Raw genomic sequence first — 25122 nt, 5'->3', positions numbered from 1 at the left:
CGCCTACCGGGTCAAGGCCCATATTGCGACCCCGATCGCAAGAGCCACTACCCCAACCAGCGCTGCAACCAGCCGGTTGTTCTGTTCCTGGGCGCGCCGCAAGTGAACCATCTCGGCCAGCAGCGCTGGCGAGACATTCGGACGGCTCAGGTGGTCATGGACTAGCCTGGGCAAGGCGGGCAGCATTTGCGACCACTGCACGGCTTCTTTTTCCAGGCTTTGGCGCAAGCCCTTGAATCCGACACGCTGACGCATCCAGCGTTCCAGATACGGCTTGGCGGTCTTCCAGAGATCCAGGTCGGGGTCGAGCTGACGGCCCAAGCCCTCGACGTTCAGCAAGGTCTTTTGCAGCAAGACCAGTTGCGGCTGGATCTCTACATTGAACCGGCGCGACGTCTGGAACAGGCGGAGCAGAACCTGCCCCAGCGAGATCTCGGACAGCGGCCGGTCAAAGTACGGTTCGCAGACGGCGCGCACGGCGCCTTCCAGTTCTTCTTCGCGCGTGTCGGCGGGCACCCAGCCGGATTCAATGTGCAACTGCGCCACACGCCGGTAATCGCGATGGAAAAAGGCCAGGAAATTCTGCGCCAGATAGTTTTTATCGAACTCGGACAGCGAGCCCACGATGCCGAAGTCAAGCGCGATATAGCTGCCCAGCGTCTCGGGGCGATCCGACACGTAGATGTTACCGGGGTGCATGTCGGCGTGGAAGAAACCGTCGGTGAACACCTGCGTGAAGAAGATTTCCACCCCGGTGCGCGCCAGCGTCGGGATGTCGATGCCCGCCTCGCGCATGCGTTGCACCTGACCCACCGGCATGCCGTACATGCGTTGCATGGTGAATACGGTGGATGCGGTGTATTCCCAGATCACCTCGGGCACGATCAGCATGTCGCCCCGGCCGGATTCCGGGCCGAAATTGCGGCGCAACTGACTGCAGTTGGATGCTTCGCGCACCAGATCCAGTTCGTCGTGCAGGTATTTGTCGAATTCGGCCACGACTTCGCGCGGCTTCAGGCGGCGGCCGTCGGCGCCCAGGCGTTCGATGATGCGCGCCACGATCTTCAGCAGCGACAGGTCTTTTTCGATGATGCCCAGCATGCCCGGCCGCAACACCTTCACCGCGACCTCGCGGCCGTCGTGCAGCACGGCGAAGTGCACCTGCGCGATGGACGCCGACGCCACCGGATCCACGTCGAACTGCGCGAACAACTTGTCGGGCGGCGCGCCCAGCGCGGCCTCGATGCACGCCGCGGCCTGTGCCGACGGGAACGGCGGTACGCGGTCCTGCAGCAGAGCGAGCTCGTTGGCGATATCAGCGGGGATCAGGTCGCGGCGGGTGGACAGCACCTGCCCGAACTTCACAAAGATGGGGCCTAGCGATTCCAGCGCCAGGCGCAGACGCTGCCCGCGCGGCTGGCGCGGACGCGTGCCCAGACGAATGACGCGCAACAGGCAGGTGGCCAAGGGATGGTTCAGGCTGGACAGGACCAGTTCGTCCAGGCCATAGCGCAGCGATACGACGATGATGCGAAGCAGGCGCAGCAGGGGAAACATGGATCAGGCACCCCGCTTTGCGCTGGCGGACGCCAGACGGGTTTGCAGCGCGCCGGCCGAACGCACCAGCGCATCCGCGCGCGCGTTCAGCTCGGCCAGGTCCAGGCGCCATTGTTCCAACGCGGGGCGGCCCACCAGCACGCCGCTTTCTTCGGCCAGGTATTCAGACACGTTTTCGGCCAGCCGCTTGCTGGCCGTGCGCGCGCCATCGGCTGCCGCGCGCGCGCCGCCCACGATGCGCAGCGCCGCGATATCGCCCACCACGCGGGCCAGCGCATCTTCGGGATCCCAGCGCAATTGCCTGGACAGATCCGCCACCACCTGCGCCAGGGCCGCATCGCCAGAAATGTGCGTGGCTTCGGCGAAATCAGGCGCGTCACGCTCTGCCCCCAGGCGCGGCAAGGGCAGTTTTTCAGGGGCGACCGTCAAGGTCACGTCCGGCACCACGGCCGGGTCAGCTTGCGCCGCCTGCCCTTCGCTATCGATCGTCAGGGCCAAGGTGAATCCGCCCAAGGCGAATCGCACGGTCTTGCCGGCGTGCCTGGCCAAACGCTCGCGCGCCCAGTCCTCACGCCGCAACAAGGCGTTGAGCGCGCTGACAGCCATTCGCGAGGGGGTGGGCAGGAACGAAAAAGGCAGCATGACGGTTTGCAACGACCCGGTGGCCGGGGTTGCCGAAATTAGTGGGTAAATCGGGAGTGTAACGGGTTAGATGCGAGCGTGTTTCACGTAGCGAGACAAGGAAAAACCGGCCCATCTAGGGCCGGTTCAATTGGATGCCGGGCGGCATCCTTCAGCAGAGGACAGGGTCAACCCCGGTCAAACAGCGTTTAGCTGGCCAGATCCACGGGGATCTGCTGAATACCAGCCAACAGCCAACCGCCGTTGGCGGGCTTGAACAGGTTCCAGACTTCTTCGAAACGGAAGGCTTCGGTACCCGGGGCTTCGCGCAGCATGCCGGAGAAGCGCACGCTGGCCAGGTGGCCGTCGGACACCGTCTCGATACCCAGCATTTCAGCGTTCAGCAGGACCACTTCGGTCTTGTTGGGCGCCGCGCCGCGCTCGGCCAGTTGCGGCTTGAGCTCGGTGATCAGGTCATCGGTCAGGAAGTCGCGCAGGCCGTCGGTGCTGCCGCTGTCCCACACTGCCTGGATGCGGACGAACTGCTCCTTGGCCTGTTTCAGGAACGCCGGCGTGTCGAAGTCGCCCGGCACGAACCAGTTGTTGTCCTCACCCGCCTTGGGCAGCACGGCAGGCGGCGCCACGGGTGCGGCGGCAGCGGCCGGAGCGGCAGCGGCGGTCGGCTTCAGCGCTTCACGCCACATGGGCTGCTGTTGCTGGCCCGGTGCGTTGTTGGCGCCATTGAACGCGCCTTGCGTTGCCGCACGCGGACCGGCGCCACGCAGGCGGCGGATGATGAACATGACGGCGAACACAACAGCGGCGATCAGCAGCGCGGAACCGAGGAATTCGGCGAACGCGCCCGACAGGCCCATGCTGGACAACAGGGCGGCGATACCCAGGCCAGCGGCGATGCCGGCGATGGGGCCAAGCCAGCGCGACGCGCCGCTCTTGGCGGCGGCGCCCGCGGCACCGGCCGTGGCCGCGCCAGCAGCCGCCGGGGCCGCGGTGGCGCCGGCCGTATTGTTGGTGGCGGTCGGCGGCGTGGTGGCCTGGCGCTGCTGGGTCACATTGGAGGATTGACGGCCGAAGCTGCCACCACCACCCGCGCGACGAGCTTCGGCATCAAACGATGCCGTAACCAACGCCGCGCCGGAAACGGCGATGAGCGCCGCGGCGACAAACCGCGAAAGACAGAATTTGGACATAGAGTTTGCTCCCTCGTACTCGCGCCCCCGCTGCCCCGAGCAGCAAGGAGCCCCACGGACAGTGGGACCTATACGCGACTTTCTTACAGTAATCTGAACGTCGTAAGAATAACGGACAAGCGACTGCCTCACAAGTTCCCCGTGGGTGGTCGCCTCAGCCGATGAACACGCCGGCTTCAGCCCAGGCGCACGCCTTCGTGCAGGGCGGCGATGCCGGCGGTCAGGTTGAAATACTGCACCCGTTCCAGGCCGGCGGTGCGCAGCATGTCGGCCAGGGTGTCCTGGTCGGGATGCATGCGGATGGATTCGGCCAGATAGCGGTAGCTGGCCTCGTCGTTGGCGATTTTCTTGCCCAGCCAGGGCAGCACGTTAAACGAATACCAGTCGTAGGCGGGCGACAAGGGCTTTGCCACGCGCGAAAACTCCAGCACCAGCAGCTTGCCACCCGGCTTCAACACCCGCGCCATTTCAGCCAGCGCGCGGTCCTTGTGGGTCATGTTGCGCAAGCCGAAGGCCACGCTGACACGGTCGAAATACCCGGTGGGGAACGGCAGGCGCTCGGCGTCGCACACGGCGGTGGGCAGCAGCAGGCCGGCATCGGTCATGCGGTCGCGGCCCACGCGCAGCATGGAATCGTTGATGTCGGTCAGCCAGACCTCGCCCGTGGGGCCGGCGCGCTTGGCGAACGCCTTGGCCAGGTCGCCCGTGCCGCCGGCAATGTCCAGCACCTTCATGCCGGGGCGGATGGCGGCGCGGCCTATGGTGAAGGCCTTCCAGACGCGGTGCAGGCCGGCCGACATGAAGTCGTTCATGACGTCGTAGCGCTGAGCGACCGAATGGAAGACTTCAGCGACCTTACGGGCCTTTTCGCCTTCCGGCACCGTTTGAAAGCCGAAATGCGTGGAAGAGTCGTTGGATGGCGTGGAATGTTGCGATTCGGAGGGGTTTTGCATGGTGAATTCCCGATATATCGGGCAATGGTAGCCTATCGGGCAGGGGCCGACGGCCCGAAATCCGGCCCGGCAAGCCCGCCATGGTCACATACCTGAAATATTGCGGCCATACTATCGCAATGTTCGCGCCGCGCCGGCGCTCAGAAGCGTGCCAAATTCGCCATGTCCAGCACCATCCTCGTCGTCGAAGACGAACCCGCAATCCAGGAACTGATCGCCGTCAACCTGTCCTTCGCGGGGCACAAAGTGCTGCGCGCCTTCGACGCCGACCAAGCCCAGACCCTTATCCGCGCCGAATTGCCCGACCTGATCCTGCTGGACTGGATGCTGCCCGGCACCTCCGGCCTGGCCATGGCGCGCAAGCTGCGCAATGACGAGCGCACCCGCGCCGTGCCGGTCATCATGCTGACCGCCAAGGGCTCCGAACAAGACAAGGTGGACGGCCTGGAAGCCGGCGCCGACGACTACATCACCAAGCCGTTCTCGCCCAAAGAACTGATGGCCCGCATCAAGGCCGTGCTGCGCCGCCGCGCGCCTCAGTTGACCGATGACGTCATCGACGTGGGCGGCCTGAAGCTGGATCCGGTGACGCATCGCCTGTCGGGCAACAGCCAGTCGTTGCAGATCGGCCCCACCGAATTCCGCCTGCTGCACTTCTTCATGACCCACCCCGAGCGCGTGTTTTCGCGTTCGCAATTGCTGGACCAGGTCTGGGGCGACCATGTGTTCGTCGAAGAGCGCACCGTGGACGTCCATATCCGCCGCTTGCGCAAGGCGCTGGAGCCCAGCGGCCATGACGCGCACGTGGAAACCGTGCGCGGCAGCGGTTACCGGTTTACGGCACAGCTTCCGACGCGGTAAAACTCCCGCACGATGATCTGGCTGCGCACACTTTTCCTGGTCGCCCTGTGGGCGGTTGTTTCACTATTGGCGCAATGGCTCATAGGCGATCCGTTGGGCTGGATCGTGTTTTCAGCCGCGCTGACCGCCATGCTGCTCTGGCGCAGTTGGCGCCTGACGCTGGTTTCCCACTGGGCCAATAACCCGGACACGTCTCCCCCCGCTTCCGTCGGGCCTTGGGACGACATCCTCGCCCCCCTCTACCGCTACACCCGGGCCCGCGCCCGGGAACTGGCCGAAACCCGCGATGCCATGCAAGGCATGCTGGCCGCCGCCCAAGCCTTGCCGGACGGCGCGGTCACGCTGAATGAAGATTTCCAGATTGACTGGTGCAACCGCATGGCGCGCCAGCATCTGGGCTTGCGCCTGCCGGCCGATCGGGGCCACAACCTGCTGAACCTGCTGCGCGCGCCCGAATTCGTGGAATACGCGCATCGGCCCGCGTGGCCTGAGCCCATCCTGGTGCGCCTGGGCCAACAGGGCCAGGAACGGCTGATGATGATGCAGCTGACCGCTTACGCCAGCAACCAGCGCCTGCTGATCACGCGCGACGTGACGCAGATCGAACGCCTGGAAACGACGCGCCGCGACTTCGTCGCCAACGTCTCGCATGAACTGCGCACGCCGCTGACGGTGCTGGCGGGCTTTCTGGAAACGCTGCGCGACATGCCGGCCGACGCGCTGCCTGCGGAACAGCGCGAGCAGTACATCGACATGATGCACGAGCAGGCCCAGCGCATGCAGGCCATTGTCGAAGACCTGCTGACCTTGTCCACGCTGGAATCGTCACCGGGCAGCGACCCGCGTGCCGTCAACATGGGCGCGCTGCTGCAAAAAGCGCGCCAGCAGATCGAAGCACTGTCGGGCGGCCGCCACGTGCTGGAATGGCATATAGACGAAGCGCTGGACGTGCTGGGCGCCGAAACGGAGCTGACTTCCGCGCTGTCGAACCTGCTGACCAACGCGGTGCGCTACACGCCGGACGGCGGCACGATCACCGTGCGCTGGGAACGCGAAGCCGATGGCGGCGCGCGCTACAGCGTGCAGGACACCGGCATCGGCATCCCCGCGCGCCACCTGCCGCGCCTGACCGAACGCTTCTACCGCGTGGATCGCGGGCGCTCGCGCGCAGTCGGCGGCACCGGCCTGGGGCTGGCCATCACCAAGCACATCGCCATGCGCCATGACGCCGAACTGCTGATCACCAGCGAACCCGGCAAGGGCAGCGTTTTCTCCCTGCGTTTTCCGCCCGAACGCATCGCCGTGGACGAAGCCGAATAAGGGGTTGCGGCCCCGGCTGCAAGCTCGACTGCACCCCCGGCTGCGAGCTTGGCCGCAACCCTGCGGCGCCGTCGGCTGCCCCCCGCCCCCGCCCCCGCCGCGCTTGCGGCGCGGGTGGTAAATTCCGGGCCATGCGCATCCTGGTCATCGAAGACGAACCCAAACTGGCCGACTACCTGAACAAGGGCTTGTCGGAACAGAGCCATGTCGTGGACGTGGCGCGCGACGGCGTGGACGGCCTGCATCTGGCGCTGGAAGGCGCGTACGACCTGATCGTGCTGGACGTGATGCTGCCTGGCGTGGACGGCTTCGGCATTCTGGCCGCCGTGCGAGCGCGCAAAGACACCCCCATCCTGATGCTGACCGCACGCGACGCGGTGGAAGACCGCGTACGCGGCCTGGAAGGCGGCGCCGACGACTACCTGGTCAAGCCCTTCGCCTTTTCGGAATTGCTGGCGCGCGTGCAGGCGCTGTTGCGCCGGGGCCGCGCGCAGGAGCCCACGCTGCTGCGGCTGGCCGACCTGGAACTGGACCTGGCCAGCCGGCGCGCCCAACGCGGCGGGCGTCGGCTGGACCTGACCGCCAAGGAATTCAGCCTGCTGGCGCTGCTGCTGCGCCGCCAGGGTCAGGTGCTGTCGCGCACCACGCTGGCCGAACAGGTGTGGGACATGAATTTCGACAGCGACACCAACGTCATCGACGTGGCCGTGCGCCGCCTGCGCAGCAAACTGGACGACCCCTACGAGGCCAAGCTGCTGCATACCGTGCGCGGCATGGGCTACGTGCTGGAGTCGCGCAGCCAGCCGCTGCCGGCATGAAGCCACCCCGCATGCGCTCGATGCAAGCACGACTGACGCTGCTGCTGGGCGCCATTGCGCTGCTGGTGTCCAGCCTGGCGGGCGCAACCTTGTTCTGGGCGCTCAAGCGCGAAGTCGAACGTCAGGAAATTACCGAGGTCAGCGGCAAGCTGGAACTGATCGATCACTTGATCGACATGCAGAACAGCGCCAGCGGCCTGCAAGACCTGGCCGCCACCTTTGACCAGATGCGCGCGGGGCAAGGCCAGTTGGGCATCTGGATCGTGGACGCGCAAGGCCATGCCGTCTATGGCGGAGCGCCACCTGAAACGCTGGACATGGTCAACGGCCGGCAGGTAGTGCTGCAAACCGCCGACGGCGGCCGCATGCGCGGGCTGCGCGTCGCCATGAACGACCGCATCCTGCCCGGCGCGCAATTGACCGTGGCGGTCAGTACCCGCACCAGCTCGCAATTCCTATACGCCTACGGCACCGCGCTGGTGCTGATCTGCGCGCTGTGGGTGGGCGCGACCGTGGTGCTGGCGGCCTGGGCCGTGCGACGCAGCATGGCCCCCACCCGGCGCCTGTCGGAGCAAGCCGCGCGCATCCAGCCCGACAATCTGGCGCACCGCCTGCCATTGGAAGACACCGACCGCGAACTGCACGACCTGGTGCGCTCGTTCAACCGCACGCTGGAGCGCCTGCAAGCGGCCTATCAGCAGATGGAAGGCTTCAACGCCGATGTGGCGCATGAGCTGCGCACGCCGCTGGCCACTCTGATCAACGGCGCCCAGGTCATGTTGTCGTCGCCCCGCGATGCCGCCGAACTGCGTGACGCGCTGGAATCCAACCTGGAAGAACTTGAAGACCTGAAGACGCTGGTCAACGACATGCTGTTCCTGGCCCGCGCCGACCGGGGCGAACAGGCGGCCGACCTGGCGCCCGTGTCATTGGCCGCCGAAGCGCGGCGCGTGGCGGACTACTACGAGGCCATGCTGGAGGCGCAAGGCGTGCGCCTGCGCTGCGAGGGCGACGCGACGGTGGCGGCCAACCCCGGCCTGGTGCGCCGCGCGCTGGCCAACCTGATCGCCAACGCCATCAAGGCCACGCCAGCCGGAGGCGAAATCGTGCTGAGCTGTTTCGCACAAGCCCCGGGCGCGCGCGTGGAAGTGCGCAACCCCGGCACGCCGATTCCGGCGGCGGACCTGCCCCGCATCTTTGACCGGTTCTTCCGGTCGGGCGCATCACGCGCGCCGCGCAGCGAGGGCCATGGCCTGGGACTGGCCATCGTGCGCGCCATCGCCCGCATGCATGGCGGCGATGTCGATGCGGCGTCTGACGCGAACGGCACGGTGGTGGGCATCACACTGCGCAATTCGGCCCCGCCCCGGGCGAACATTACAAATCCGTAATCTAGGCGACAGAATCAGGTCACCCCGGTTTTCCTAAAGTGTCATCACGGTCACTCCTTCAAGGACTTTCGTGAAAGACGCTCTGCCCCGCTTGCGCCCCGCCGCAAAGCCCAAGGGCACCTCATCTCTTGCCCGCCGCCGCTTTGTGCAAGGCCTGGCCACGGGCGGCGCGTTGGCGGCGCTGGGTGGCTGGCGCGCCGCCTTGGCCGCGCCCCGGCCCATGTCCACATCCGCCGAACTACGCGGCACCGAGTTCCATCTGGAGATCGGCGAAACACCCGTGAACTACACCGGCGCGGCCCGCATCGCCACCACAGTCAACGGGCGACTGCCCGCGCCGATACTGCGCTGGCGCGAAGGCGACACGGTCACGCTGCACGTCACCAACCGGCTGCGCGAACAAACATCCATTCATTGGCACGGCATTCTTCTGCCCTCCGACATGGACGGCGTGCAAGGCCTGAGCTTTGACGGCATCGACCCCGGCCAGACGTTCACCTACCGTTTCCCCGTGCGCCAAAGCGGCACCTACTGGTATCACAGCCACTCGGGTTTTCAGGAACAGACCGGCCTGTACGGCGCCATCGTCATCGACCCGCGCCACCACGACCCTGTTGCCTTCGACCGCGAGCACACCGTGCTGCTGTCCGACTGGACGGACGAAGACCCCATGCGGCTCTTCAACAAGCTCAAGGTCATGCCCGACTACTACAACGGCATCCAGCCCAGCGTCCAAAGCCTGTCGGCCGACGCGCGCGAAAACGGCTGGCGCGCCGCGCTCTCCGAACGGCTGATGTGGGAGCAGATGCGCATGAACCCGTCGGACCTGGCGGACGTGTCTGGCGCCACCTATACCTTCCTGACCAACGGCGCCACGCCCGCTGGCAACTGGACGGGGCTGTTCAAGCCGGGCGAACGCGTCCGGCTGCGCTTCATCAACGGCTCGGCAATGACCTACTTCGATGTGCGCATTCCCGGCCTGAAGATGACGGTGGTGGCCGCCGACGGGCAAGACGTGCGGCCGGTGGAGGTAGAGGAATTCCGCATCGGCGTGGCGGAAACGTATGACGTCATCGTGGAACCGCTGGACGCACGCGCCTACACCATCTTCTCGCAAGCCATGGACCGTTCGGGATACGCCCGCGCCACGCTGGCGCCGCGCGCCGGCATGCAGGCGGACGTGCCCGCGCTGGACCGCGTGCAACTGCTGGGCATGATGGACATGGGGATGTCGCATGACATGGGTGGGGGCATGAAAGCCCCCGTGGAAAATGTCGGCGACACGAACCATGGCGCGATGAACCACGGCGCCGTGCCCGGCATGGAGCACGGCGACGCGCACGACTCGGGGGCAGGCCAAGGCGGCATGGTCGAGGTCCAACATCCCTACGCCACGGAACGCGGCGTGGGCAATTCCATGTTGCCCGACCAGGTATCGACCCGCCTGGACGACCCGGGCGTGGGCCTGCGCAACAACGGCCGCCGCGTGCTCACCTATGCAGACCTGCATTCGCTGCGCGAACCCGACGACAACCGTGCGCCATCGCGTGAAATCGAACTGCATCTGACGGGCAATATGGAACGCTATATGTGGTCATTTAACGGCGTGAAATTTTCGGATGCCAAGCCCATCGTGCTGCGCTACGGCGAGCGCGTGCGCTTTGTGCTGGTGAACGACACGATGATGACGCACCCCATCCACCTGCATGGCCTGTGGAGCGACCTGGAGTCGCCCGACGGCGCCTTCCAGGTACGCAAGCACACCATCACGCTGAACCCCGCGCAGCGGCTCAGCTACCGGGTCAGCGCCGACGCCCGCGGGCTATGGGCTTACCACTGCCACCTGCTGTATCACATGGAGGCCGGTATGTTCAGAGCGGTCGTGGTGGAGTAAGCGATGAAGCTTTCGATGAAAACCTTGATGACATCGAGCACACGGCGACTGAAGCTGTGCGTCCTGGCAATGGCAACGACGCTGGCCGCGGCGGGCGCGCAGGCGCAGTCGCCCGCCGTGGATCACGGCGCGATGGACCACTCCAGCATGGACCACGGCGCGACGCCGCCAACTGCTCCGGCCGCGTTGGATCACGCGGACATGAACCATGACGCCCCCGCTTCGGGCTCGCCCCCCGTGGGCAGCCTGCCGTCCAGCGATGGCGGCAGCGAACGCGGCTATGACAGCTATGGCATCCACCCGCACATGATGGACAACGCGCCCGCCTGGCAGGTGCTGTTCGACAAGTTCGGCGTGTCGCGCAACCGCGATGGCCAGAATGCGCTGAACTGGGATGGCCGCTTCTGGTTCGGCACCGCCACCGACCGCCTGGTCGTCAAGAGCGAAGGCGAACGCGAAAACGGCGGCGGCTCGGACGGCAAGGTCGAAGCGTTCTGGAGCCACGCGGTATCGCCCTTCTGGGATCTGCAACTGGGTGCGCGCCGCGACATCGGCTCAGGCCCCAAGCGCAACTGGGCCGCCTTCGGCATTGAAGGCGTGCTGCCTTACAACGTGGAACTGGAAACCACGGCATATGTGGGCGCGTCGGGTCGCACGGCGCTGGCGCTGAAGGCCGAGTACGACCTGCTGCTGACGCAACGGCTGATCTTCACGCCCGAGCTGGAAGCCAGCCTCTATGGCAAGTCGGACGCCGAACGCGGCATCGGGTCGGGCCTGTCAACGGGTTCGCTTTCCTTGCGCTTGCGCTACGAAATCACGCGCGAATTCGCGCCGTATATCGGCGTATCCTTTGAACGAAAGTTCGGCCAGACGGCACGCTACGCGTCGGACGCCGGCGCCAGCCGGTCGCAGACCGCCGTCATGGCCGGCGTACGATTCTGGTTCTGATGAACCTTGCCCTTGTCCATTACCCTGATCGGAGCATCATGAACGTATCCCGACTGACTCGCCTGGTTCTTGCCGCAGCGCTCTGCGCGTCAGCGTTCGCCACCGCCCAAGGCCCCGTCAAGGTCGAGGTCTGGAAGACGCCCACTTGCGGCTGCTGCGAAGACTGGGTCAAACACATGCGCGACAACGGCTTCATCGTCACCACGCATGATGTGCAAGACACCGGCCCCATCCGCCGCAACGCGGGCATGGCCGACTACGGCTCTTGCCACACCGCGATGGTCGACGGCTACGCGGTCGAAGGCCACGTGCCCGCCCGCGACGTGCGCCGCCTGCTGCTGGAAAAGCCCGAAGCCGCCGGCTTGGCCGCCCCTGGCATGCCGCTGGGTACGCCGGGCATGGACGGCCCCGAGTACGGCGGCAGGAAGACGCCGCACGACGTGCTGCTGGTCGGCAAGCAAGGTGGCGCCCAGGTATTCCAGGGCTACCGTTGAAACAATTCATCCACACCGTCTCAATGGCTACTCCTTGCACTGCAGCAAAAATGCGCCACAATAAATAACAAGCTTTCTCACCACCCCCTGGCAGTCATGGCAAAAATCGTCCTGTTCGAGAACATCCACCCGAGCGCCCGCGCGGTCTTCGAAGCCGCCGGCTACACCGATATCGTCACGCACGCAGCGGCCTTGCCGCCGTCGCAGATGCACGACGCCCTGCGCGGCGCGCAAGTGGCGGGGATCCGTTCTCGCACGCACCTGGACGCCGCCTTGCTGTCCAGCCCCGACCTGCGCGTGGTGGGCTGCTTTTGCATCGGCACCAACCAGGTCGATCTGGACGCGGCCATGCAGCGCGGCATCCCGGTATTCAACGCGCCGTTCTCCAACACCCGCTCGGTGGCTGAATTGGTGCTGGGCGAAGCGATCCTGCTGCTGCGCCGCATCCCGGAAAAGAACGCTCGTGTGCACTTGGGCCATTGGGACAAAAGCGCCTCGGGCGCGTTTGAAACCCGTGGCAAGACGCTGGGCATCGTCGGCTACGGCAACATCGGCTCGCAGATCAGCACGCTGGCCGAAAGCCTGGGCATGCGGGTCATCTACCACGACGTCGAAGCCAAGCTGCCGCTGGGCAATGCACGGCCCGCCGGCACGCTCAACGAGTTGCTGGAACAGGCCGACGTGGTGACGCTGCACGTGCCGGGCGGCAAGTCGACCGAGAACATCATGAACGCCGAGACCATCGCGCGCATGCAGCGCGGGGCCATCCTCATCAACGCCTCGCGCGGCACGGTCGTGGACATCGACGCGCTGCACGCGGCACTGAAGTCCGGCCATCTGGCCGGCGCGGCGCTGGACGTGTTCCCCACCGAACCCAAGAGCGCCGACGAACCGTTGGCCAGCCCCTTGATCGGCATGCCAAACGTGATCCTGACCCCGCACATTGGCGGCAGCACGCAGGAATCGCAAGAGAACATCGGCCGCGAAGTGGCCGAAAAGCTGGTGCGTTTCATGCAGGCGGGCACCACCAAGGGCGCGGTCAATTTCCCCGAACTGCCCTACCTGGAACCGGCCGGCGCCACCCGCATCCTGCACGTACACCGCAACGCCCCGGGCGCGCTGGGCACCCTGGACAACCTGATGGCGCAACATGGTTTGAACATCGTCAGCCAGACGCTGCAAACCAAGGGCCAAATCGGCTACGTCATCACCGACGTAGAAGGCCAGGTAGACGACATCGTCATGACCACATTACGCAGCCACCCCATCACCGTCCGCTGCGACCGACTGTAGGATGGGTGCAGCGCGCGAAGGCAGCGGCAAGAACACTGCCGTGGTTCGCGCGTAACCCATCTAGCGGCGTTGCCTATGTGGCGGCTTTGTTGTGGTTTTACCGCTGCTTGATGGGTTGCGCGCGATTTAGAGCGGGGTTTTTCTGATGGCCCTGGCGCGCTTCACCCATCCTACGAGCCGCGGTCGCCTGTGGGAGGGGGCTGCGCGAGGTTATGCGGACGCGGCTAAACATTCCGCCATTTTTTCCCGCACGCTGCCGGCATCGAAAGGCAGGCGGCCGATGATGCCGATTTCCCTGTAGAAAGCCTGTTCGCCCAGCGGCACCAAGCGCAAGCCCGTCACGTCCAACCCGCGCAACTGCGGCAGCAGCGCCACCCCCACGCCGTGGCGCACCATGCTGGCAATCGCCTCAATCTCATCCAGCTCCACGGCCTCGTGCACGTTGATGCGATGCTTCTTCAGAAAGATATCCACCACGCGCCCGCCAAAAGAAGCACGGTCATACCGGATGAACGGCTGCGTGGCCAGCAGCTCTCGCCACGGCGCCACCGGCATGGATTCCGGCATGGCCAAAACCACCGGCTCACTCAACAGACGCTGCCAACCCAGTTCCGGCGGCAGCGCAAACGGTGGGCGGATCAGCACGGCCATGTCCACCTCGCCCGCGTCCACCTGCCCCAAGAGCGATAACGACACCCCCGGCACCACGCGTACCCGCACGTCGGGATACACCGCGCGAAAGCGGCCCAGCGCTTTGACCAGCAAGTCTTGCTGCACCGACGCAATTGCGCCGATTCGCAGGGACCCGCTGACCTGCCCGGCGCCAGCCGTGGTGACCATGCGTTCAGCCATGGCCACCAGTTCTTCCGCCTGCGGCAACATCTCGCGACCATGGGCGTTCAGCACCGCCGCCCGCGCACTGCGATCGAACAGCGCCACCCCCAAATATTCCTCCAGACGCTTGATCTGGGCGCTGACCGCCGACTGCGTCAGGCCCAGATGCGTGCCCGCGCCGGTGAAGGTGCCGTCTCGCGCTACCGCGATGAATGTCTTGAATTCTTTGATCACGATCAATTTTTTTGAGGCTAAGAAACAAAAAATATCGTTTTTCAATCAAAAAAACAATCCCTAAACTAGGCACTGGTGCAAGCATCCGCATCGCCCTCACACCTTGAATGACCCGGAGTTCTTCATGACTGCCCAAACCAATCTGCCGCCGTTCCATTTGGCCTTTCCGGTTCGCGACCTGGCCGAAGCCCGCGCCTTCTACGGCGAAAAGCTGGGCTGTCCGGAAGGCCGTAGCTCGGACGAATGGATCGACTTCAATTTCTACGGCCACCAGATCGTTGCCCACCTGGCCCCAAGCGAATGCGGTCACAAGGCCACCAGCGCCGTGGACTCTCACAACGTGCCCGTGCGCCATTTCGGCGCCGTGCTTTCCATGGAACAATGGGAAGCCATGTCCAAGCGCCTGATCGACGCCGGCACGGAATTCGTCATTGAGCCCTACATCCGCTTCAAAGGCGAAGTCGGCGAACAAGCCACGATGTTCTTCCTGGATCCGTCGGGCAACGCGCTGGAATTCAAGGCGTTCAAGAACATGGATTCGCTCTTCGCCAAGTAATCCGCCTAACAGGTGTCGCGCCGTTGAACGATTCTTCAGAACCCCCTTCCTCGGCCTGTCCCCGCTGGCGCATCCTGCCCCAGGGTGACCGCTGCATCATCGTCTCGTTTGGCGACGGCATAGACCCCGCGCTGGGGCGCACCTGCCTGGCCGCCGCGCGCAAACTGCGCGACGCGCGCTGGGCGGGCGTCACCGACGTGGTGCCGTCCTTTGCCGCGGTCGCGGTGCACTACCGCCCCGACGGCCAGGGCAACGGCCCTACCTGCGCCAGCCTTTCCGCCCGCATCGACGCCTTGCTGGCCGAAGGCATCCCCACCGACGCCGTGGGCGGACGCGACATCGACATCCCCGTTTGCTATGGCGGCGAACATGGCCCCGACCTGGCCGACGTGGCGCAAGCCGCGGGCTTGTCGCCCGAGGCCGTCATTGCCCTGCACAGCCAGCCACGCAGCATGGTCTTCATGCTGGGCTTTGCCCCCGGCCATGCTTACCTGGGCGTGCACGATGAAAAGTTGAACCTTCCCCGCCGCGCCTCGCCCCGCACCGCGGTCCCCGCGGGCGCCGTCGCGGTCGCCAACCGCCAGACGGTGATCTACCCCAGCCGCCTGCCAGGTGGCTGGAGCATCATTGGCGCCACCCCGCTGACCCTGTTCGACCCCGCCCGCGAACCCGCATCGTTGCTGCAGCCGGGCGATTCCGTCCGCTTCGTGCCGATTTCGCCCGAGGAATTCGACCGTATGCGCCAAGGCCAGCCATGAGCGTGACCGTTATCAAACCCGGCATGCTGTCCAGCTTTCAGGACAGCGGCCGCGCGGGTTACCAGCACCAGGGCATTCCCGCCGCGGGCGCCATGGACGAGCGCGCGCACCGTCTTGCCAATGCGCTGGCCGGCAATACGGGTGACCCCGCCACCTTGGAAATGACGCTGGCCGGCCCCACCCTGCGCTTTGATGCGTCCACCTGTTTCGCCCTGGCCGGCGCCGACCTGGGCGCCACGCTGAACGGCCAGGACATTCCCGTGCACCGGCCGCTGGTGGCCCAGGCGGGGGACATCCTGGCCTTCGGCGCTCGCCCGGCGACGGGCGTGCGGGGCTACCTGGCCGTACATGGCGGCTTTGCCTTGCCGCCCGTGATGGGTAGCGAAAGTACGTATCTGCGCAGCGGTTTCGGCGGATTCAACGGACGCGCGCTGATCAAAGGCGACCGCGTTGCGCTGCGCGCGCCCCTGGCAACAGACCGCGACGTGGGCCGCTTGCGCCAATCGCTGTGGAATCTGCGCATCTATCTGCCCGGCATCTTGGCCAGCAAGCGCCGGGGGCCGATCCGCTTTCTGCCCGGCATGCATTGGCTTGAGTTTTCCGAGGCCTCGCGCCAGGCCTTCACCACGGCGGAATTCCGTATCAGCCCACAGTCGGATCGCATGGGGTATCGCTTGGCGGGTCCGGCGCTGTTCATGGACGCACCGCGCCAGATGTTGTCAGAGGCCGCCAGCTTCGGCACCGTGCAGGTGCCCGCGGGCGGCGAAGCCATCATTCTGATGGCCGACCGGCAGACAACTGGCGGCTATCCCAAGATTGCCCAGGTTGCCACGGTGGACCTGGCGGCGCTGGCCCAGGCTGCGCCCGGCCAAACGCTGCGTTTCGAGCCGATCGACATGGACGAGGCGCAGCGTCTGGACGCCGAGCGCGAACGCGCCTTTGCGCAATTACACGAGGCGCTGGCGCCGCTGCGCGCCACGCTGCTGTCAGCCGATGGCGTCAACGTGACGGATCAGACGCGGGCGTAGCGGGCCGGCGCGTCCGCCGAAACCTGACCCGCGGCTTCGTGATAAGCCTCAAGAATGCTCGGCAGCACTTCCGTCACATAGGTGCGCGTCAGATCGGCCGCGCGGTCGACGTCGCGCAGCGCCAAGGCCTGCGTGATGCCGTGGGTGTACGACTGGATCACATGGGTTTGCACCGACCGCTTGGCCAGCAGGAAGCGCAGCGGCTCTACCTGTTCATAGAGCTTGCTCAACATACTGGTCAGCGGGGTATTGCCCGTATACCGGGCGCAGGCCAGATAGAACTCGCGCGCGGCCGCGATGCAGGCCCGCGCATCGCGCTTGGCCATCGCGGACGCGATGGCCTGGTCATAGCTGCGCAGTTCGGCCAACAGCGGCGCCAGGTCTTGCATGTCGGCCAGCTGGCGCAGGCAATACGCCTCCAGTTCGGCGCGCAGCATGTACAGATGACGGATCTGCGCTTCGGTATAGAGCGTGGCCCGAAAGCCCTTGCGTTGGATATGCGTGACCAGGCCGCTCAGTTCCAGCAAGCGCAGCGCTTCCCGGATCGGGCTGCGGCTGGTGCCGAAACGCTGCTCCAGTTCTTGCTCCCGCAAGGGCTGCCCGGGCCGGATGGTGCCATCCACTATCAACGCACGAATTTGTTCCTGCAGAAAATACGGAATCGTGGCGGGCGCTTTGACGTCCAATCGGCTCCCCTTGTACTGCGCGAGGCATGGTATGAGACAGCGAGAAGATACTAGAAATTTATTGAAACACAAATAAGAAAATTGTTGCAGAGCCGCTGTCGCCCGCCCGCCAGCCCTGGCGAACGGCTCAATGCCAATCGTCTCGGTACACAAACTTGGGCATTTGCCAGTTGAAACGCAAGGCCAGGAGCCGCAGCGCCAGCCCTGCCACCAGCGCCAGCGGCACGGCCGCATTGGCCGACAGCCCCAGGGATTGGCCACCCAGGTACAGCGCCCCGGTCACCACCGACACGCTGGCGTAGAGCTCCTTGCGAAACAGCAGCGGCACTTCGTTGCAGAGCACGTCGCGCAGCACTCCGCCCGCGCAGCCGGTGATCATGCCGCTGATCAGCACGACGGTAATGGGCAGTTGCATCATCTGCGCGACCTGGCAGCCGATGACGGTAAAGGCCACCAGGCCCAGCGCGTCGGCCAGGAGGAACAGGCTGCGCAGCCGCCGCATCACCGGCGCGATCAATGCCGTCAGGATGGCCGCGCCCCCCGTCATCCACAGGTACTCGGGGTGGATGACCCAGGTCAGCGGGTAGTGCCCCAGCAGCACGTCGCGCAACGAACCGCCGCCCAGCGCCGTTACGCAGGCAATGATGCACACGCCCATCCAGTCCATGTCACGCCGGCCGGCGGACAGCGCCGCGGTCATCGCTTCGGCCACGATGGCAACCAGGTACAGCGTGTGCAGCAACAAGGGGGATATGTCTGAGAGCATGAGAAACAGTCAGGAAAGGCGGTGATCGGACGTTGCCTGGCAAGAGACAGGCGACGGCGACAACGGCTGAACCGCAAGGCAAGGCCGGCCCCCATTGTATTGAGACTGCCCCCGCCCCGATCGCATTGCCACCCGCCCCGCCATCCCCTACGCTGGACCGTGCGTTGATATCAATCAATCCCCGTTTGGCATCGCGGCAGGACAATGGGGACATGCCCTCATGGGCAACAAAGCCAGGCTGCGCGGACGCGGGAGTCGCCACTCTGGCCACAACCGGGAGAAAACGTATGACACAACAAACAGGCCCCATCCTTTTGGCGACAGACCTGAGCGCACGCGGCGACCGAGCCCTGGACCGCGCGCTACAGCTCGCGCGTGAACTCGGCACTCAACTGATCGTGCTGCACGTCATGGAAAGCCACGCCACGCCGGCCCGCCTGACCACCCCGGTCTGGCGGCGCCTGTCCACCGACCACAAGGCGCTGGCCGAACGCGAGCTGGCCGAAGACCTGGCCGCCGCCGACGTATCCACCGAAGTGGTCGTCGTGTCGGGCGACCCGCTGACGCACATCATCGAAACCGCCGACAGCTACGGCTGCTCGCTGATCGTGACCGGCACCGCCCGCGACGAAACCCTGGGCCGGCTGCTGCTGGGCACCACCGTGGAAAAGCTGGTCCGCCAGGCACGCCAACCGGTACTGGTGGTGAAGACCCGTCCGCGCAAACCGTATCGCGACGTGCTAGTCGCCACCGACTTTTCCGCCGGATCCCGCCATGCCCTGCGTGCCGCGCTGCAACTGGTGCCCAACGCCAACCTGACCTTGTTCCACGCTTATGACGTGCCGTTCCAGGGCAAGGCGACCGTGCCCGACGACGCCGTCACCCGCAGCTTCTACAAGGGCGCGGAACAGAGCGCGCGCGAATTCACCGCCAACACGCCTGAATTGGCGGGCCTGCCACCGCCCAAGGTGGTGCTGGAACCCGGCCAGCCCGAAACCGTGCTGTCGGAATATTCATTCAACCACCGTTCGGACCTGGTGGTGACGGGCACGCATGGCCGCACCGGCATCCTGCGTACCGCCATCGGCAGCGTGGCCGAGCGCCTGCTGGAAGCGCTACCCAGCGACGTGCTGATCGTCCGGCTGCAAGACGAAAGCTAGACGGCACATGGCGGCGCATCGCGCGCCGCCATGACTTCAGGCCTGGTCGCCCTGCTTTTCCATGGTGTCGATGGTGCCGCGCAAGACCTGCAACAGCACCAGGCCCGGCAAGGCGATCACCACCGTCAGCAGGAAAAAGCCCGGCCAACCCATGTAGTCCACCAGCGGTGGGGTCAGCGGCCCGGCCAGATAGGTGCGTCCCACCGCCGACAACGCCGATAGCAGCGCAAACTGCGTCGCGGAAAACCGCCGCTGGCACAGCGCCATCAACAGGCCCACGAAAGACGCGGTGCCCAAGCCGCCGCACAGGTTTTCAATGCCCACGCCGGTGGCCATCAGCCACAGCGTTTTCGGGCTGATGGCGATCAGCCAATACGCCAGGTTCGACACCGCCTGCAACAGGCCAAAGGCCATCAGAGACCGGTACAACCCCCAACGCGCCATCAAGGTGCCCCCGGCCAACGCACCGACAATGGTGGCGGCCAGCCCCAGCACCTTGTTGACCGTGCCGACCTCGGTGGGCGAAAAGCCCGCGCCGCGTATCAGAAAGGTGGTGGACAAAGCGCCCGCGAAGGCGTCGCCCAGCTTATACAGCACGATCAGCGCCAGTATCGACAGGGCGCCACGGCGGGTGAAGAATTCATGCAAAGGCTCGCCGATTGCCTCGCCCAGGTTGCGCGGCGCGCGCGCGACGTGCTCGGGCTCGGGCGCCAGCAGCGTGGCGATCGCGCACAGCAGCATCAGGCCGCCCATCAGCACATAGGTATAGCCCCAGCCGATCCACTGGTCCGCCATGATCAGCGCCAAGCCGCCGGACGCGATCATCGCCAGCCGGTAACCCATGACCTTGACCGCCGCGCCCGCGCCGCGCTCCTCTTTGCGCAACACGTCCGTGCAATAGGCGTCGAACGCGATGTCCTGGGTGGCGGACAGGAAGGCGACCAGCACCGCCAGCATGGCCAGCGGCATCAGCGCGGTGGACGGCGACAGCGCCCCCATCACCATGATCGTCACGGCCAGCAGCAGTTGCGTCAGCAGCATCCAGCCCCGGCGCCGGCCCAGCAGGGGCGGCACGTAGCGGTCAACAAAGGGAGCCCAAAGAAACTTGATGGTGTAGGCGGTGCCCACCAGCGTGAGAAACCCGATTTCCTGTAGCGGCACCCCTTCGACGGTGGCCCAGGCCTGCAAGGTACCGCCGGTTAGCGCCAGGGGCAGTCCGCTGGCAAAGCCCAGGACCAGCAACGGGGCCACGCGGGGGCTGGTATAGACGTTGGATACAACGGTGATGACGGTCTCCTGAAACGCGGCGGCGTGGTGCAACAGGGTTGCGCCACGGGCTTGCGGCATTTTAGGGCCTGTTCAGCCGTGCCGTCAGGAGGATCGGTGTCGGAATGTCAGGGCGTGGCGAAACGGTACACCGCCAGCGTGCTGCGCCAGCTTGGGAACAGCTTGACCTCGTGCCCTTCGTTGAAGGTGGCGCGTTCAAGAATGCGCAGCTTCAGCTCGCCGGCCAGTTGCTCGAAATCGCGCAGCGTGCACAAGTGGATGTTCGGCGTGTTGTACCACTGGTAAGGCATCTGGCCCGTCACCGGCATGCGGCCGCGCAGAATGGCCCAGCCATGCGGCCAGTAGCCGAAGTTGGGAAAGGACACGATGCCGTGGCGAGCCACGCGCGCCATCTCGCGCAGAATGTGCTCGGTGCGATGCATGGACTGCAAGGTCTGCGACAGCACCACGGTGTCGAACTGCTTGTCGTCGAACAGCGCCAGCCCGTCTTCCAGGTTTTGCTGAATCACCTCGACCCCACGCCGCACGCAAGCGATGACGCAGGTGTCGTCCAGCTCGACGCCCGCGCCGCGCACCTGGCGATGGTCGCGCAGATGCGCAAGCAGCGCGCCGTCGCCACAGCCCAGGTCCAGTACGCGGCTGCCGGGGTCGATCCAGCCAGCGATGCGCGCCAGGTCGGGCCGCAGCGCGCTATGGGCATAGCGGGGGGTGACAGGAGTCATTCGGAGCGTCCTTCGGTCTGCGCGGCGCCGGCGGCCAGGCCTAGCTCGCGCGCGATACGTTCGTAGTAGCCGCGCACCACGGCGTGGTAGCGCGCGTCTTCCAAGAGGAAGGCGTCGTGCCCATGCGGCGCGTCGATTTCGGCGTAGGTCACGGGGCTGGCGTTCTTCAACAGCGCGCGCACGATTTCGCGCGAGCGTTCCGGCGGAAAGCGCCAATCGGTGGAAAACGACACCAGCAGGAAGTCGGCCTTGGCCGGCGCCAGTGCGCGCGCCAGGTCGCCGCCCGTGGTGCGGGCCGGGTCGAAATAATCCAGCGCGCGCGTAATCAGCAGATAGGTATTGGCGTCGAAATAGCGAGTGAACTTCTCGCCTTGGTAGCGCAGGTACGACTCCACTTCGAATTCAACGTCGTAGCCGTAGTGATAGGCGCCGTTCTCGGCCGGCGCGCGTTGGGCACGGCCGAATTTTTCGGCCATGTCGTCGTCGGACAGATACGTGATGTGGCCGATCATGCGCGCCACCGACAGGCCGCGGCGCGGCACGGTGTCTTGCGCGTAGTAGTCGCCGCCGTGGAAATCCGGGTCGGTGATGATGGCGCGGCGCGCCACTTCGTTAAAGCCGATGTTCTGCGCCGACAAGCGTGGCGTGCTGGCGATGACCACGCAATTGGCCACGCGGTCGGGCAAGGTGATGGCCCAGCTAAGGGCCTGCATGCCGCCCAAGGATCCGCCCATCACGGCCGCGAAGCGGTCGATGCCGAAGTGGTCGGCCACACGGGCCTGGGCGCGCACCCAGTCTTCCACCGTCAACACGGGAAACGCCGCGCCCCAGGGCTTGCCGGTGGCGGGGTTGATGCTTGCCGGGCCGGTCGAACCAAAGCACGAGCCCAGGTTGTTGACGCCGATCACAAAGAAGATATTGGTGTCCACCGGCTTGCCGGGGCCCACCATGTTGTCCCACCAGCCGACATCGCTGGGGTTGTCGGCCGCTAGCCCGGCAACATGGTGCGAGGCGTTCAGCGCGTGGCAGATCAAGACCGCGTTGCTGCGCTGGGCGTTGAGCGTGCCGTAGGTTTCCACGGCCAGTTCGTAGGCAGCCAGCGACTGGCCGCTAAGCAAAGGCAGCGGCTCATCGAAGCGGATGAAGGTGGGTGCGACCAGGCCGACGGAACCGGGATCAACGGTGTCGGAAGTCGTGACGGTGGCGGGGACGAACCCGTTGGCCGGATCAGCGGCCAGATCACCGGCCAAATGTTGGGCAGGAGTGGTCATACGGACCTCTTTAGCTGGATTTATTGGAAGGCGCCCGCAAGCGGATCAGGCAAATCGGCGCCGAAATATGGGTGCTGCATGGGTACAGCGAAAAGAATTCTAGCACTGCTTGCGGATGCTGCAGCCACCTCAGGCTGGTGGGACAATCGTGCCTGCTGGCGGCGCCCCACTTTCGACCGGACGCGCGCGCCCCCCTGACAGGAAGGCTATGGCTCATATCTATCTGGACGAACTGCAACATCTGGCGGCCGCCGCGCTGGCCGCCGCCGGCGCCAATCCGGCCATGGCGGACAGCACCGCCCGCGCCTTGGTTTTTGCGGAAAGCCAGGGCATCAGTTCGCACGGTCTGTCGCGCGTGCCGTTCTATGCGGGGCACCTGCGCGCGGGCCGCGCCATCGGCTCGGCCGTGCCGAAAATCGTGCATGAACGCGGTGGCGCGGCGCTGATCGACGCGGGCTCGGGCCTGGCGTTTCCCGCCTGCGCGATGGCGGTCGAACAAGCCGCGCTGCGCGCCCGTGAGCACGGCATCGCCTTCATCGGCGTGGCCAACAGCCATCATTTCGGTGAAGCCGCCTACCACCTTGAAGCCCTGGCGGACGCCGGGCTGGTGGCGCTGGCCCTGAGCAATTCCCCCGCCGCCATGCCCGCCTGGGGCGGCAAGCGCCCGCTGTTCGGCACCAACCCCATCGCGGCGGTCTTTCCCCGGCGCAACGGCGCAAGGCTGGTGATCGATATGTCGCTGTCGCAAGTGGCGCGCGGCAAGCTGATGATCGCCGCGCGCGACAACCAGCCCATTCCGCTGGGCTGGGCGCTGGACGCGGATGGCCAACCCACCACCGACCCCAAGGCCGGTCTGGCGGGCAGCATGCTGCCGGCGGGCGGCGTCAAGGGAGCCATGCTGGCGTTGATTGTCGAACTGCTGGCCTGCGCGCTGACGGGCGCGCACTTCGGCTTCGAAACGGAATCGTTCTTTGTCGACGCGGGCGGCCCCGCCCGGTTGGGGCAGGCGTTCATGGCGATCGACCCCGGCGCGCTGGCCGGCAACAACGCCTATCTGGAACGCGTCGAGACCCTGGTGGACGCCATGCTGGAAGACGACGGCGTGCGCCTGCCCGGCGACCGCCGCCGCAAACTGCGCGACGCCGCCATCAAGCATGGCGTGGACATCCCCGACGCGCTCATGGCGCAGTTGCGCGACATGGCCGGGGCGGCTTGAAGTAGCCGGTGTGGCCGCGTCATGCTTCGCGTACCTGGCCGCGCCATGCTTCGCACCCCGCCACGCCCTACTTCGCGTGCCCAGCCGCGCCGCTATGCCCCATGCGTGAACCACAGCATCAGCGGCGCCAGCAGCAGGAACACCACCGTCGACACCAGCACCGCGCCTGCCGCGGTGTCGCCCATCGTCGTGTAGCGCTTGGCATACATATAGCTGACCACGGCGCAGGGCATGGCCATCTGCAGGGTCAGCGCCCCGCCCAGCACGGGTTCCAGGTCCAGCGCCCACACCACGGCCAGTCCGGCCCCCAGGCCCACCACCAGCCGGATCGCCGCCACCTTGGCGCCGTCGCGCAGGCCATTGGACGGGATCAGCGCCAAGGCGTGGCCCAGGCTCAGCAGCATCAGCGGCACCGTGACGGCGCCCAGCATACGGGCTGTTTCAATCAGCCATTCGGGAACTGGAATGTGCAACAAGCGCATTGCCACCGCCACCACCGACGCCAGCAAAATAGGGCTTTTCCAACTGCCCTTGGTGTTGACGCCGGGCAGCAGCCGCACGGCCACCGTGTGCATGACGAATGAGTTCACCGCAAAAAACGCCACCGCCACCGACAGGCCCGCGTCGCCAAACGCCAGTTGCGAGATCGGCAGCCCCAGGTTGCCGGCGTTCGGCAGGCACGCAGTGGGCAGCAACGTAAGCACGGGCAGCTTCCAGACCTTGAGCAGCAGCGCACCGATCAGCGCGCACAGCAGCAAGGCCAAGAGCGTAGCGCCAACAATGTCGGCCAACGCGCGGTCGTCCAGGTGGGTCGTGACGAAGGTGTGGAACACCAGCGCGGGGGTGGTCACCGAGGTCACCAGCGTAGTGATGAACGCGCCGCCAAAGGGGATGTCGCGCTTGCCCCAGAACACCCCGATGCCCACGCAGGACAGCAAGGGCAGCATCAGCACAATGGCTGAAAGGTAGAACTGGGCGATGGCAAACATACAGCTATTCCGTTAGAGATAAGGAGATCAATGCGCGTACGCATCAATGCTTGCGCAGCGCCCGTGGCGGCCGCAGCATGCAGCAACTTCAATGACGGGGCTTCGTACCCCCAGCCGCCATGACCGCCAGCCGTCGCATGCCCACTTTCCCGCGTTCGTCCACGTTCCCGCGGTCGTCCGCCTTTCAACGCTTGTGCGCGTTCCACCCAGAGCTTGCCCAGGGCGGCGGGCCGCTGTCGGCGCTGGGGCCACCGCTG

24 protein-coding genes and 1 riboswitch are annotated in these 25122 nt (G+C 65.8%); of the genes, 13 read left to right on the top strand and 11 right to left on the bottom strand.

Annotated elements, in window-relative coordinates; genetic code table 11:
- Positions 1–3: 3 nt before the first annotated feature.
- The 4 genes from ubiB to ubiE form a co-directional block, all read right to left on the bottom strand.
- A complete protein-coding gene (gene ubiB, locus ELS24_RS02815; protein WP_127183350.1) occupies positions 4–1557 on the bottom strand; it encodes a ubiquinone biosynthesis regulatory protein kinase UbiB in 1554 nt (517 codons plus the stop codon).
- Between the two features lie 3 nt (positions 1558–1560).
- Positions 1561–2199 (bottom strand): ubiquinone biosynthesis accessory factor UbiJ, encoded by a 639-nt coding sequence (locus ELS24_RS02810; protein ID WP_050449107.1) that lies wholly within the window; start codon positions 2197–2199, stop codon positions 1561–1563.
- A gap of 188 nt (positions 2200–2387) precedes the next feature.
- The gene (locus ELS24_RS02805) at positions 2388–3386 is read right to left on the bottom strand and encodes a Tim44 domain-containing protein (RefSeq protein WP_050449108.1); all 999 of its coding nucleotides are present in this window, start codon (positions 3384–3386) and stop codon (positions 2388–2390) included.
- A 176-nt stretch (positions 3387–3562) separates the two neighbouring features.
- Positions 3563–4339: a bifunctional demethylmenaquinone methyltransferase/2-methoxy-6-polyprenyl-1,4-benzoquinol methylase UbiE gene (gene ubiE, locus ELS24_RS02800; protein ID WP_050449109.1), complete on the bottom strand. Its 777-nt coding sequence runs from the start codon at positions 4337–4339 to the stop codon at positions 3563–3565.
- A gap of 162 nt (positions 4340–4501) precedes the next feature.
- On the opposite strand from ubiE, the gene phoB reads away from it, so the two are divergent.
- The 8 genes from phoB (at position 4502) to serA (ending at position 13358) form a co-directional block, all read left to right on the top strand.
- On the top strand, positions 4502–5200 hold the full coding sequence (gene phoB / locus ELS24_RS02795; protein ID WP_006227196.1) for a phosphate regulon transcriptional regulator PhoB: 699 nt from the start codon (positions 4502–4504) through the stop codon (positions 5198–5200).
- A gap of 12 nt (positions 5201–5212) precedes the next feature.
- Complete coding sequence (gene phoR, locus ELS24_RS02790) at positions 5213–6520, top strand: phosphate regulon sensor histidine kinase PhoR (RefSeq protein ID WP_050449110.1); 1308 nt, start codon at positions 5213–5215, stop codon at positions 6518–6520.
- A 131-nt stretch (positions 6521–6651) separates the two neighbouring features.
- Entirely contained in the window at positions 6652–7338 is a 687-nt protein-coding gene (locus tag ELS24_RS02785; RefSeq protein ID WP_050449111.1) for a heavy metal response regulator transcription factor, read from the top strand.
- Positions 7335–8729 (top strand): heavy metal sensor histidine kinase, encoded by a 1395-nt coding sequence (locus tag ELS24_RS02780; RefSeq protein WP_127183349.1) that lies wholly within the window; start codon positions 7335–7337, stop codon positions 8727–8729. The genes ELS24_RS02785 and ELS24_RS02780 overlap by 4 nt, the downstream gene beginning before the upstream one ends.
- 91 nt (positions 8730–8820) lie before the next feature.
- Positions 8821–10623, top strand: a complete 1803-nt coding sequence (locus ELS24_RS02775; RefSeq protein ID WP_127186235.1) for a copper resistance system multicopper oxidase — start codon at positions 8821–8823, stop codon at positions 10621–10623.
- A gap of 27 nt (positions 10624–10650) precedes the next feature.
- Positions 10651–11571 carry a copper resistance protein B gene (locus tag ELS24_RS02770; protein ID WP_127183348.1) on the top strand — a complete coding sequence of 307 codons (921 nt, stop codon included), beginning with the start codon at positions 10651–10653 and terminating at the stop codon, positions 11569–11571.
- Between the two features lie 38 nt (positions 11572–11609).
- The gene (locus tag ELS24_RS02765) at positions 11610–12065 is read left to right on the top strand and encodes a DUF411 domain-containing protein (RefSeq protein ID WP_127183347.1); all 456 of its coding nucleotides are present in this window, start codon (positions 11610–11612) and stop codon (positions 12063–12065) included.
- A gap of 96 nt (positions 12066–12161) precedes the next feature.
- Positions 12162–13358, top strand: a complete 1197-nt coding sequence (gene serA / locus ELS24_RS02760) for a phosphoglycerate dehydrogenase (protein ID WP_050449115.1) — start codon at positions 12162–12164, stop codon at positions 13356–13358.
- Positions 13359–13568: 210 nt separating this feature from the next.
- On the opposite strand, the gene ELS24_RS02755 is transcribed toward serA, so the two are convergent.
- Positions 13569–14426 (bottom strand): LysR substrate-binding domain-containing protein, encoded by an 858-nt coding sequence (locus ELS24_RS02755; protein ID WP_050449146.1) that lies wholly within the window; start codon positions 14424–14426, stop codon positions 13569–13571.
- 124 nt (positions 14427–14550) lie between these two features.
- Here ELS24_RS02755 and ELS24_RS02750 point away from each other — a divergent pair, with 124 nt between their 5' ends.
- From ELS24_RS02750 to ELS24_RS02740, 3 genes are read left to right on the top strand one after another with little or no spacing between them, the layout of a single operon-like run.
- On the top strand, positions 14551–14982 hold the full coding sequence (locus ELS24_RS02750; RefSeq protein ID WP_050449117.1) for a VOC family protein: 432 nt from the start codon (positions 14551–14553) through the stop codon (positions 14980–14982).
- A 23-nt stretch (positions 14983–15005) separates the two neighbouring features.
- Positions 15006–15740, top strand: coding sequence for a 5-oxoprolinase subunit PxpB (pxpB, locus tag ELS24_RS02745; protein ID WP_127183345.1), 735 nt, complete (start codon positions 15006–15008; stop codon positions 15738–15740).
- Entirely contained in the window at positions 15737–16768 is a 1032-nt protein-coding gene (locus ELS24_RS02740; protein ID WP_050449119.1) for a biotin-dependent carboxyltransferase family protein, read from the top strand. Before pxpB ends, ELS24_RS02740 begins: the two co-directional genes overlap by 4 nt.
- On the opposite strand, the gene ELS24_RS02735 is transcribed toward ELS24_RS02740, so the two are convergent.
- Complete coding sequence (locus tag ELS24_RS02735) at positions 16753–17454, bottom strand: GntR family transcriptional regulator (protein WP_083447517.1); 702 nt, start codon at positions 17452–17454, stop codon at positions 16753–16755. The genes ELS24_RS02740 and ELS24_RS02735 overlap by 16 nt on opposite strands.
- A 127-nt stretch (positions 17455–17581) precedes the next feature.
- Positions 17582–18220, bottom strand: coding sequence for a trimeric intracellular cation channel family protein (locus ELS24_RS02730; protein WP_050449121.1), 639 nt, complete (start codon positions 18218–18220; stop codon positions 17582–17584).
- Between the two features lie 287 nt (positions 18221–18507).
- Between ELS24_RS02730 and ELS24_RS02725 the strand changes: the two genes are divergently transcribed.
- Positions 18508–19380, top strand: coding sequence for a universal stress protein (locus tag ELS24_RS02725; RefSeq protein WP_050449122.1), 873 nt, complete (start codon positions 18508–18510; stop codon positions 19378–19380).
- A 36-nt stretch (positions 19381–19416) separates the two neighbouring features.
- Here ELS24_RS02725 and ELS24_RS02720 read toward each other — a convergent pair whose 3' ends face one another.
- The 3 genes from ELS24_RS02720 to metX all read right to left on the bottom strand — a co-directional run bounded on the left by ELS24_RS02720 (position 19417) and on the right by metX (position 22660).
- A complete protein-coding gene (locus ELS24_RS02720; protein ID WP_428839676.1) occupies positions 19417–20727 on the bottom strand; it encodes a muropeptide transporter in 1311 nt (436 codons plus the stop codon).
- Positions 20728–20774: 47 nt separating this feature from the next.
- Positions 20775–21389: a methionine biosynthesis protein MetW gene (gene metW / locus ELS24_RS02715; protein ID WP_050449123.1), complete on the bottom strand. Its 615-nt coding sequence runs from the start codon at positions 21387–21389 to the stop codon at positions 20775–20777.
- Positions 21386–22660 carry a homoserine O-succinyltransferase MetX gene (metX, locus tag ELS24_RS02710; RefSeq protein WP_205736953.1) on the bottom strand — a complete coding sequence of 425 codons (1275 nt, stop codon included), beginning with the start codon at positions 22658–22660 and terminating at the stop codon, positions 21386–21388. The genes metW and metX overlap by 4 nt, the downstream gene beginning before the upstream one ends.
- Positions 22650–22731: riboswitch (SAM riboswitch) on the bottom strand. Its footprint overlaps the gene before it by 11 nt.
- 137 nt (positions 22732–22868) lie before the next feature.
- Here metX and ELS24_RS02705 point away from each other — a divergent pair.
- Positions 22869–23876, top strand: a complete 1008-nt coding sequence (locus ELS24_RS02705; RefSeq protein WP_050449125.1) for an Ldh family oxidoreductase — start codon at positions 22869–22871, stop codon at positions 23874–23876.
- A gap of 92 nt (positions 23877–23968) precedes the next feature.
- Here the strand turns inward: ELS24_RS02705 and ELS24_RS02700 are convergent, their stop codons facing one another.
- On the bottom strand, positions 23969–24865 hold the full coding sequence (locus ELS24_RS02700; protein ID WP_050449126.1) for an AEC family transporter: 897 nt from the start codon (positions 24863–24865) through the stop codon (positions 23969–23971).
- Positions 24866–25122: the final 257 nt, after the last annotated feature.

The organism is Achromobacter spanius (assembly GCF_003994415.1).
GTDB classification, from domain to species: domain Bacteria; phylum Pseudomonadota; class Gammaproteobacteria; order Burkholderiales; family Burkholderiaceae_B; genus Achromobacter; species Achromobacter spanius_C.
This window is presented reverse-complemented; position numbering and strand designations above follow the sequence as displayed.

What these genes read in the sequence shown, in the direction of transcription:
- serA (WP_050449115.1), top strand. Translation starts at nt 12,162, where the DNA reads ATGGCAAAAATCGTCCTGTTCGAGAACATCCACCCGAGCGCCCGCGCG.
- ELS24_RS02740 (WP_050449119.1), top strand. Translation starts at nt 15,737, where the DNA reads ATGAGCGTGACCGTTATCAAACCCGGCATGCTGTCCAGCTTTCAGGAC.
- ELS24_RS02770 (WP_127183348.1), top strand. Translation starts at nt 10,651, where the DNA reads ATGACATCGAGCACACGGCGACTGAAGCTGTGCGTCCTGGCAATGGCA.
- metX (WP_205736953.1), bottom strand. Translation starts at nt 22,660, where the DNA reads ATGACCACTCCTGCCCAACATTTGGCCGGTGATCTGGCCGCTGATCCG.
- ELS24_RS02720 (WP_428839676.1), bottom strand. Translation starts at nt 20,727, where the DNA reads ATGCCGCAAGCCCGTGGCGCAACCCTGTTGCACCACGCCGCCGCGTTT.
- metW (WP_050449123.1), bottom strand. Translation starts at nt 21,389, where the DNA reads ATGACTCCTGTCACCCCCCGCTATGCCCATAGCGCGCTGCGGCCCGAC.
- ELS24_RS02765 (WP_127183347.1), top strand. Translation starts at nt 11,610, where the DNA reads ATGAACGTATCCCGACTGACTCGCCTGGTTCTTGCCGCAGCGCTCTGC.
- ELS24_RS02805 (WP_050449108.1), bottom strand. Translation starts at nt 3,386, where the DNA reads ATGTCCAAATTCTGTCTTTCGCGGTTTGTCGCCGCGGCGCTCATCGCC.
- ELS24_RS02810 (WP_050449107.1), bottom strand. Translation starts at nt 2,199, where the DNA reads ATGCTGCCTTTTTCGTTCCTGCCCACCCCCTCGCGAATGGCTGTCAGC.
- phoR (WP_050449110.1), top strand. Translation starts at nt 5,213, where the DNA reads ATGATCTGGCTGCGCACACTTTTCCTGGTCGCCCTGTGGGCGGTTGTT.
- ELS24_RS02705 (WP_050449125.1), top strand. Translation starts at nt 22,869, where the DNA reads ATGGCTCATATCTATCTGGACGAACTGCAACATCTGGCGGCCGCCGCG.
- ubiB (WP_127183350.1), bottom strand. Translation starts at nt 1,557, where the DNA reads ATGTTTCCCCTGCTGCGCCTGCTTCGCATCATCGTCGTATCGCTGCGC.
- ELS24_RS02750 (WP_050449117.1), top strand. Translation starts at nt 14,551, where the DNA reads ATGACTGCCCAAACCAATCTGCCGCCGTTCCATTTGGCCTTTCCGGTT.
- ELS24_RS02725 (WP_050449122.1), top strand. Translation starts at nt 18,508, where the DNA reads ATGACACAACAAACAGGCCCCATCCTTTTGGCGACAGACCTGAGCGCA.
- phoB (WP_006227196.1), top strand. Translation starts at nt 4,502, where the DNA reads ATGTCCAGCACCATCCTCGTCGTCGAAGACGAACCCGCAATCCAGGAA.
- ELS24_RS02785 (WP_050449111.1), top strand. Translation starts at nt 6,652, where the DNA reads ATGCGCATCCTGGTCATCGAAGACGAACCCAAACTGGCCGACTACCTG.
- ELS24_RS02780 (WP_127183349.1), top strand. Translation starts at nt 7,335, where the DNA reads ATGAAGCCACCCCGCATGCGCTCGATGCAAGCACGACTGACGCTGCTG.
- ubiE (WP_050449109.1), bottom strand. Translation starts at nt 4,339, where the DNA reads ATGCAAAACCCCTCCGAATCGCAACATTCCACGCCATCCAACGACTCT.
- ELS24_RS02700 (WP_050449126.1), bottom strand. Translation starts at nt 24,865, where the DNA reads ATGTTTGCCATCGCCCAGTTCTACCTTTCAGCCATTGTGCTGATGCTG.
- ELS24_RS02730 (WP_050449121.1), bottom strand. Translation starts at nt 18,220, where the DNA reads ATGCTCTCAGACATATCCCCCTTGTTGCTGCACACGCTGTACCTGGTT.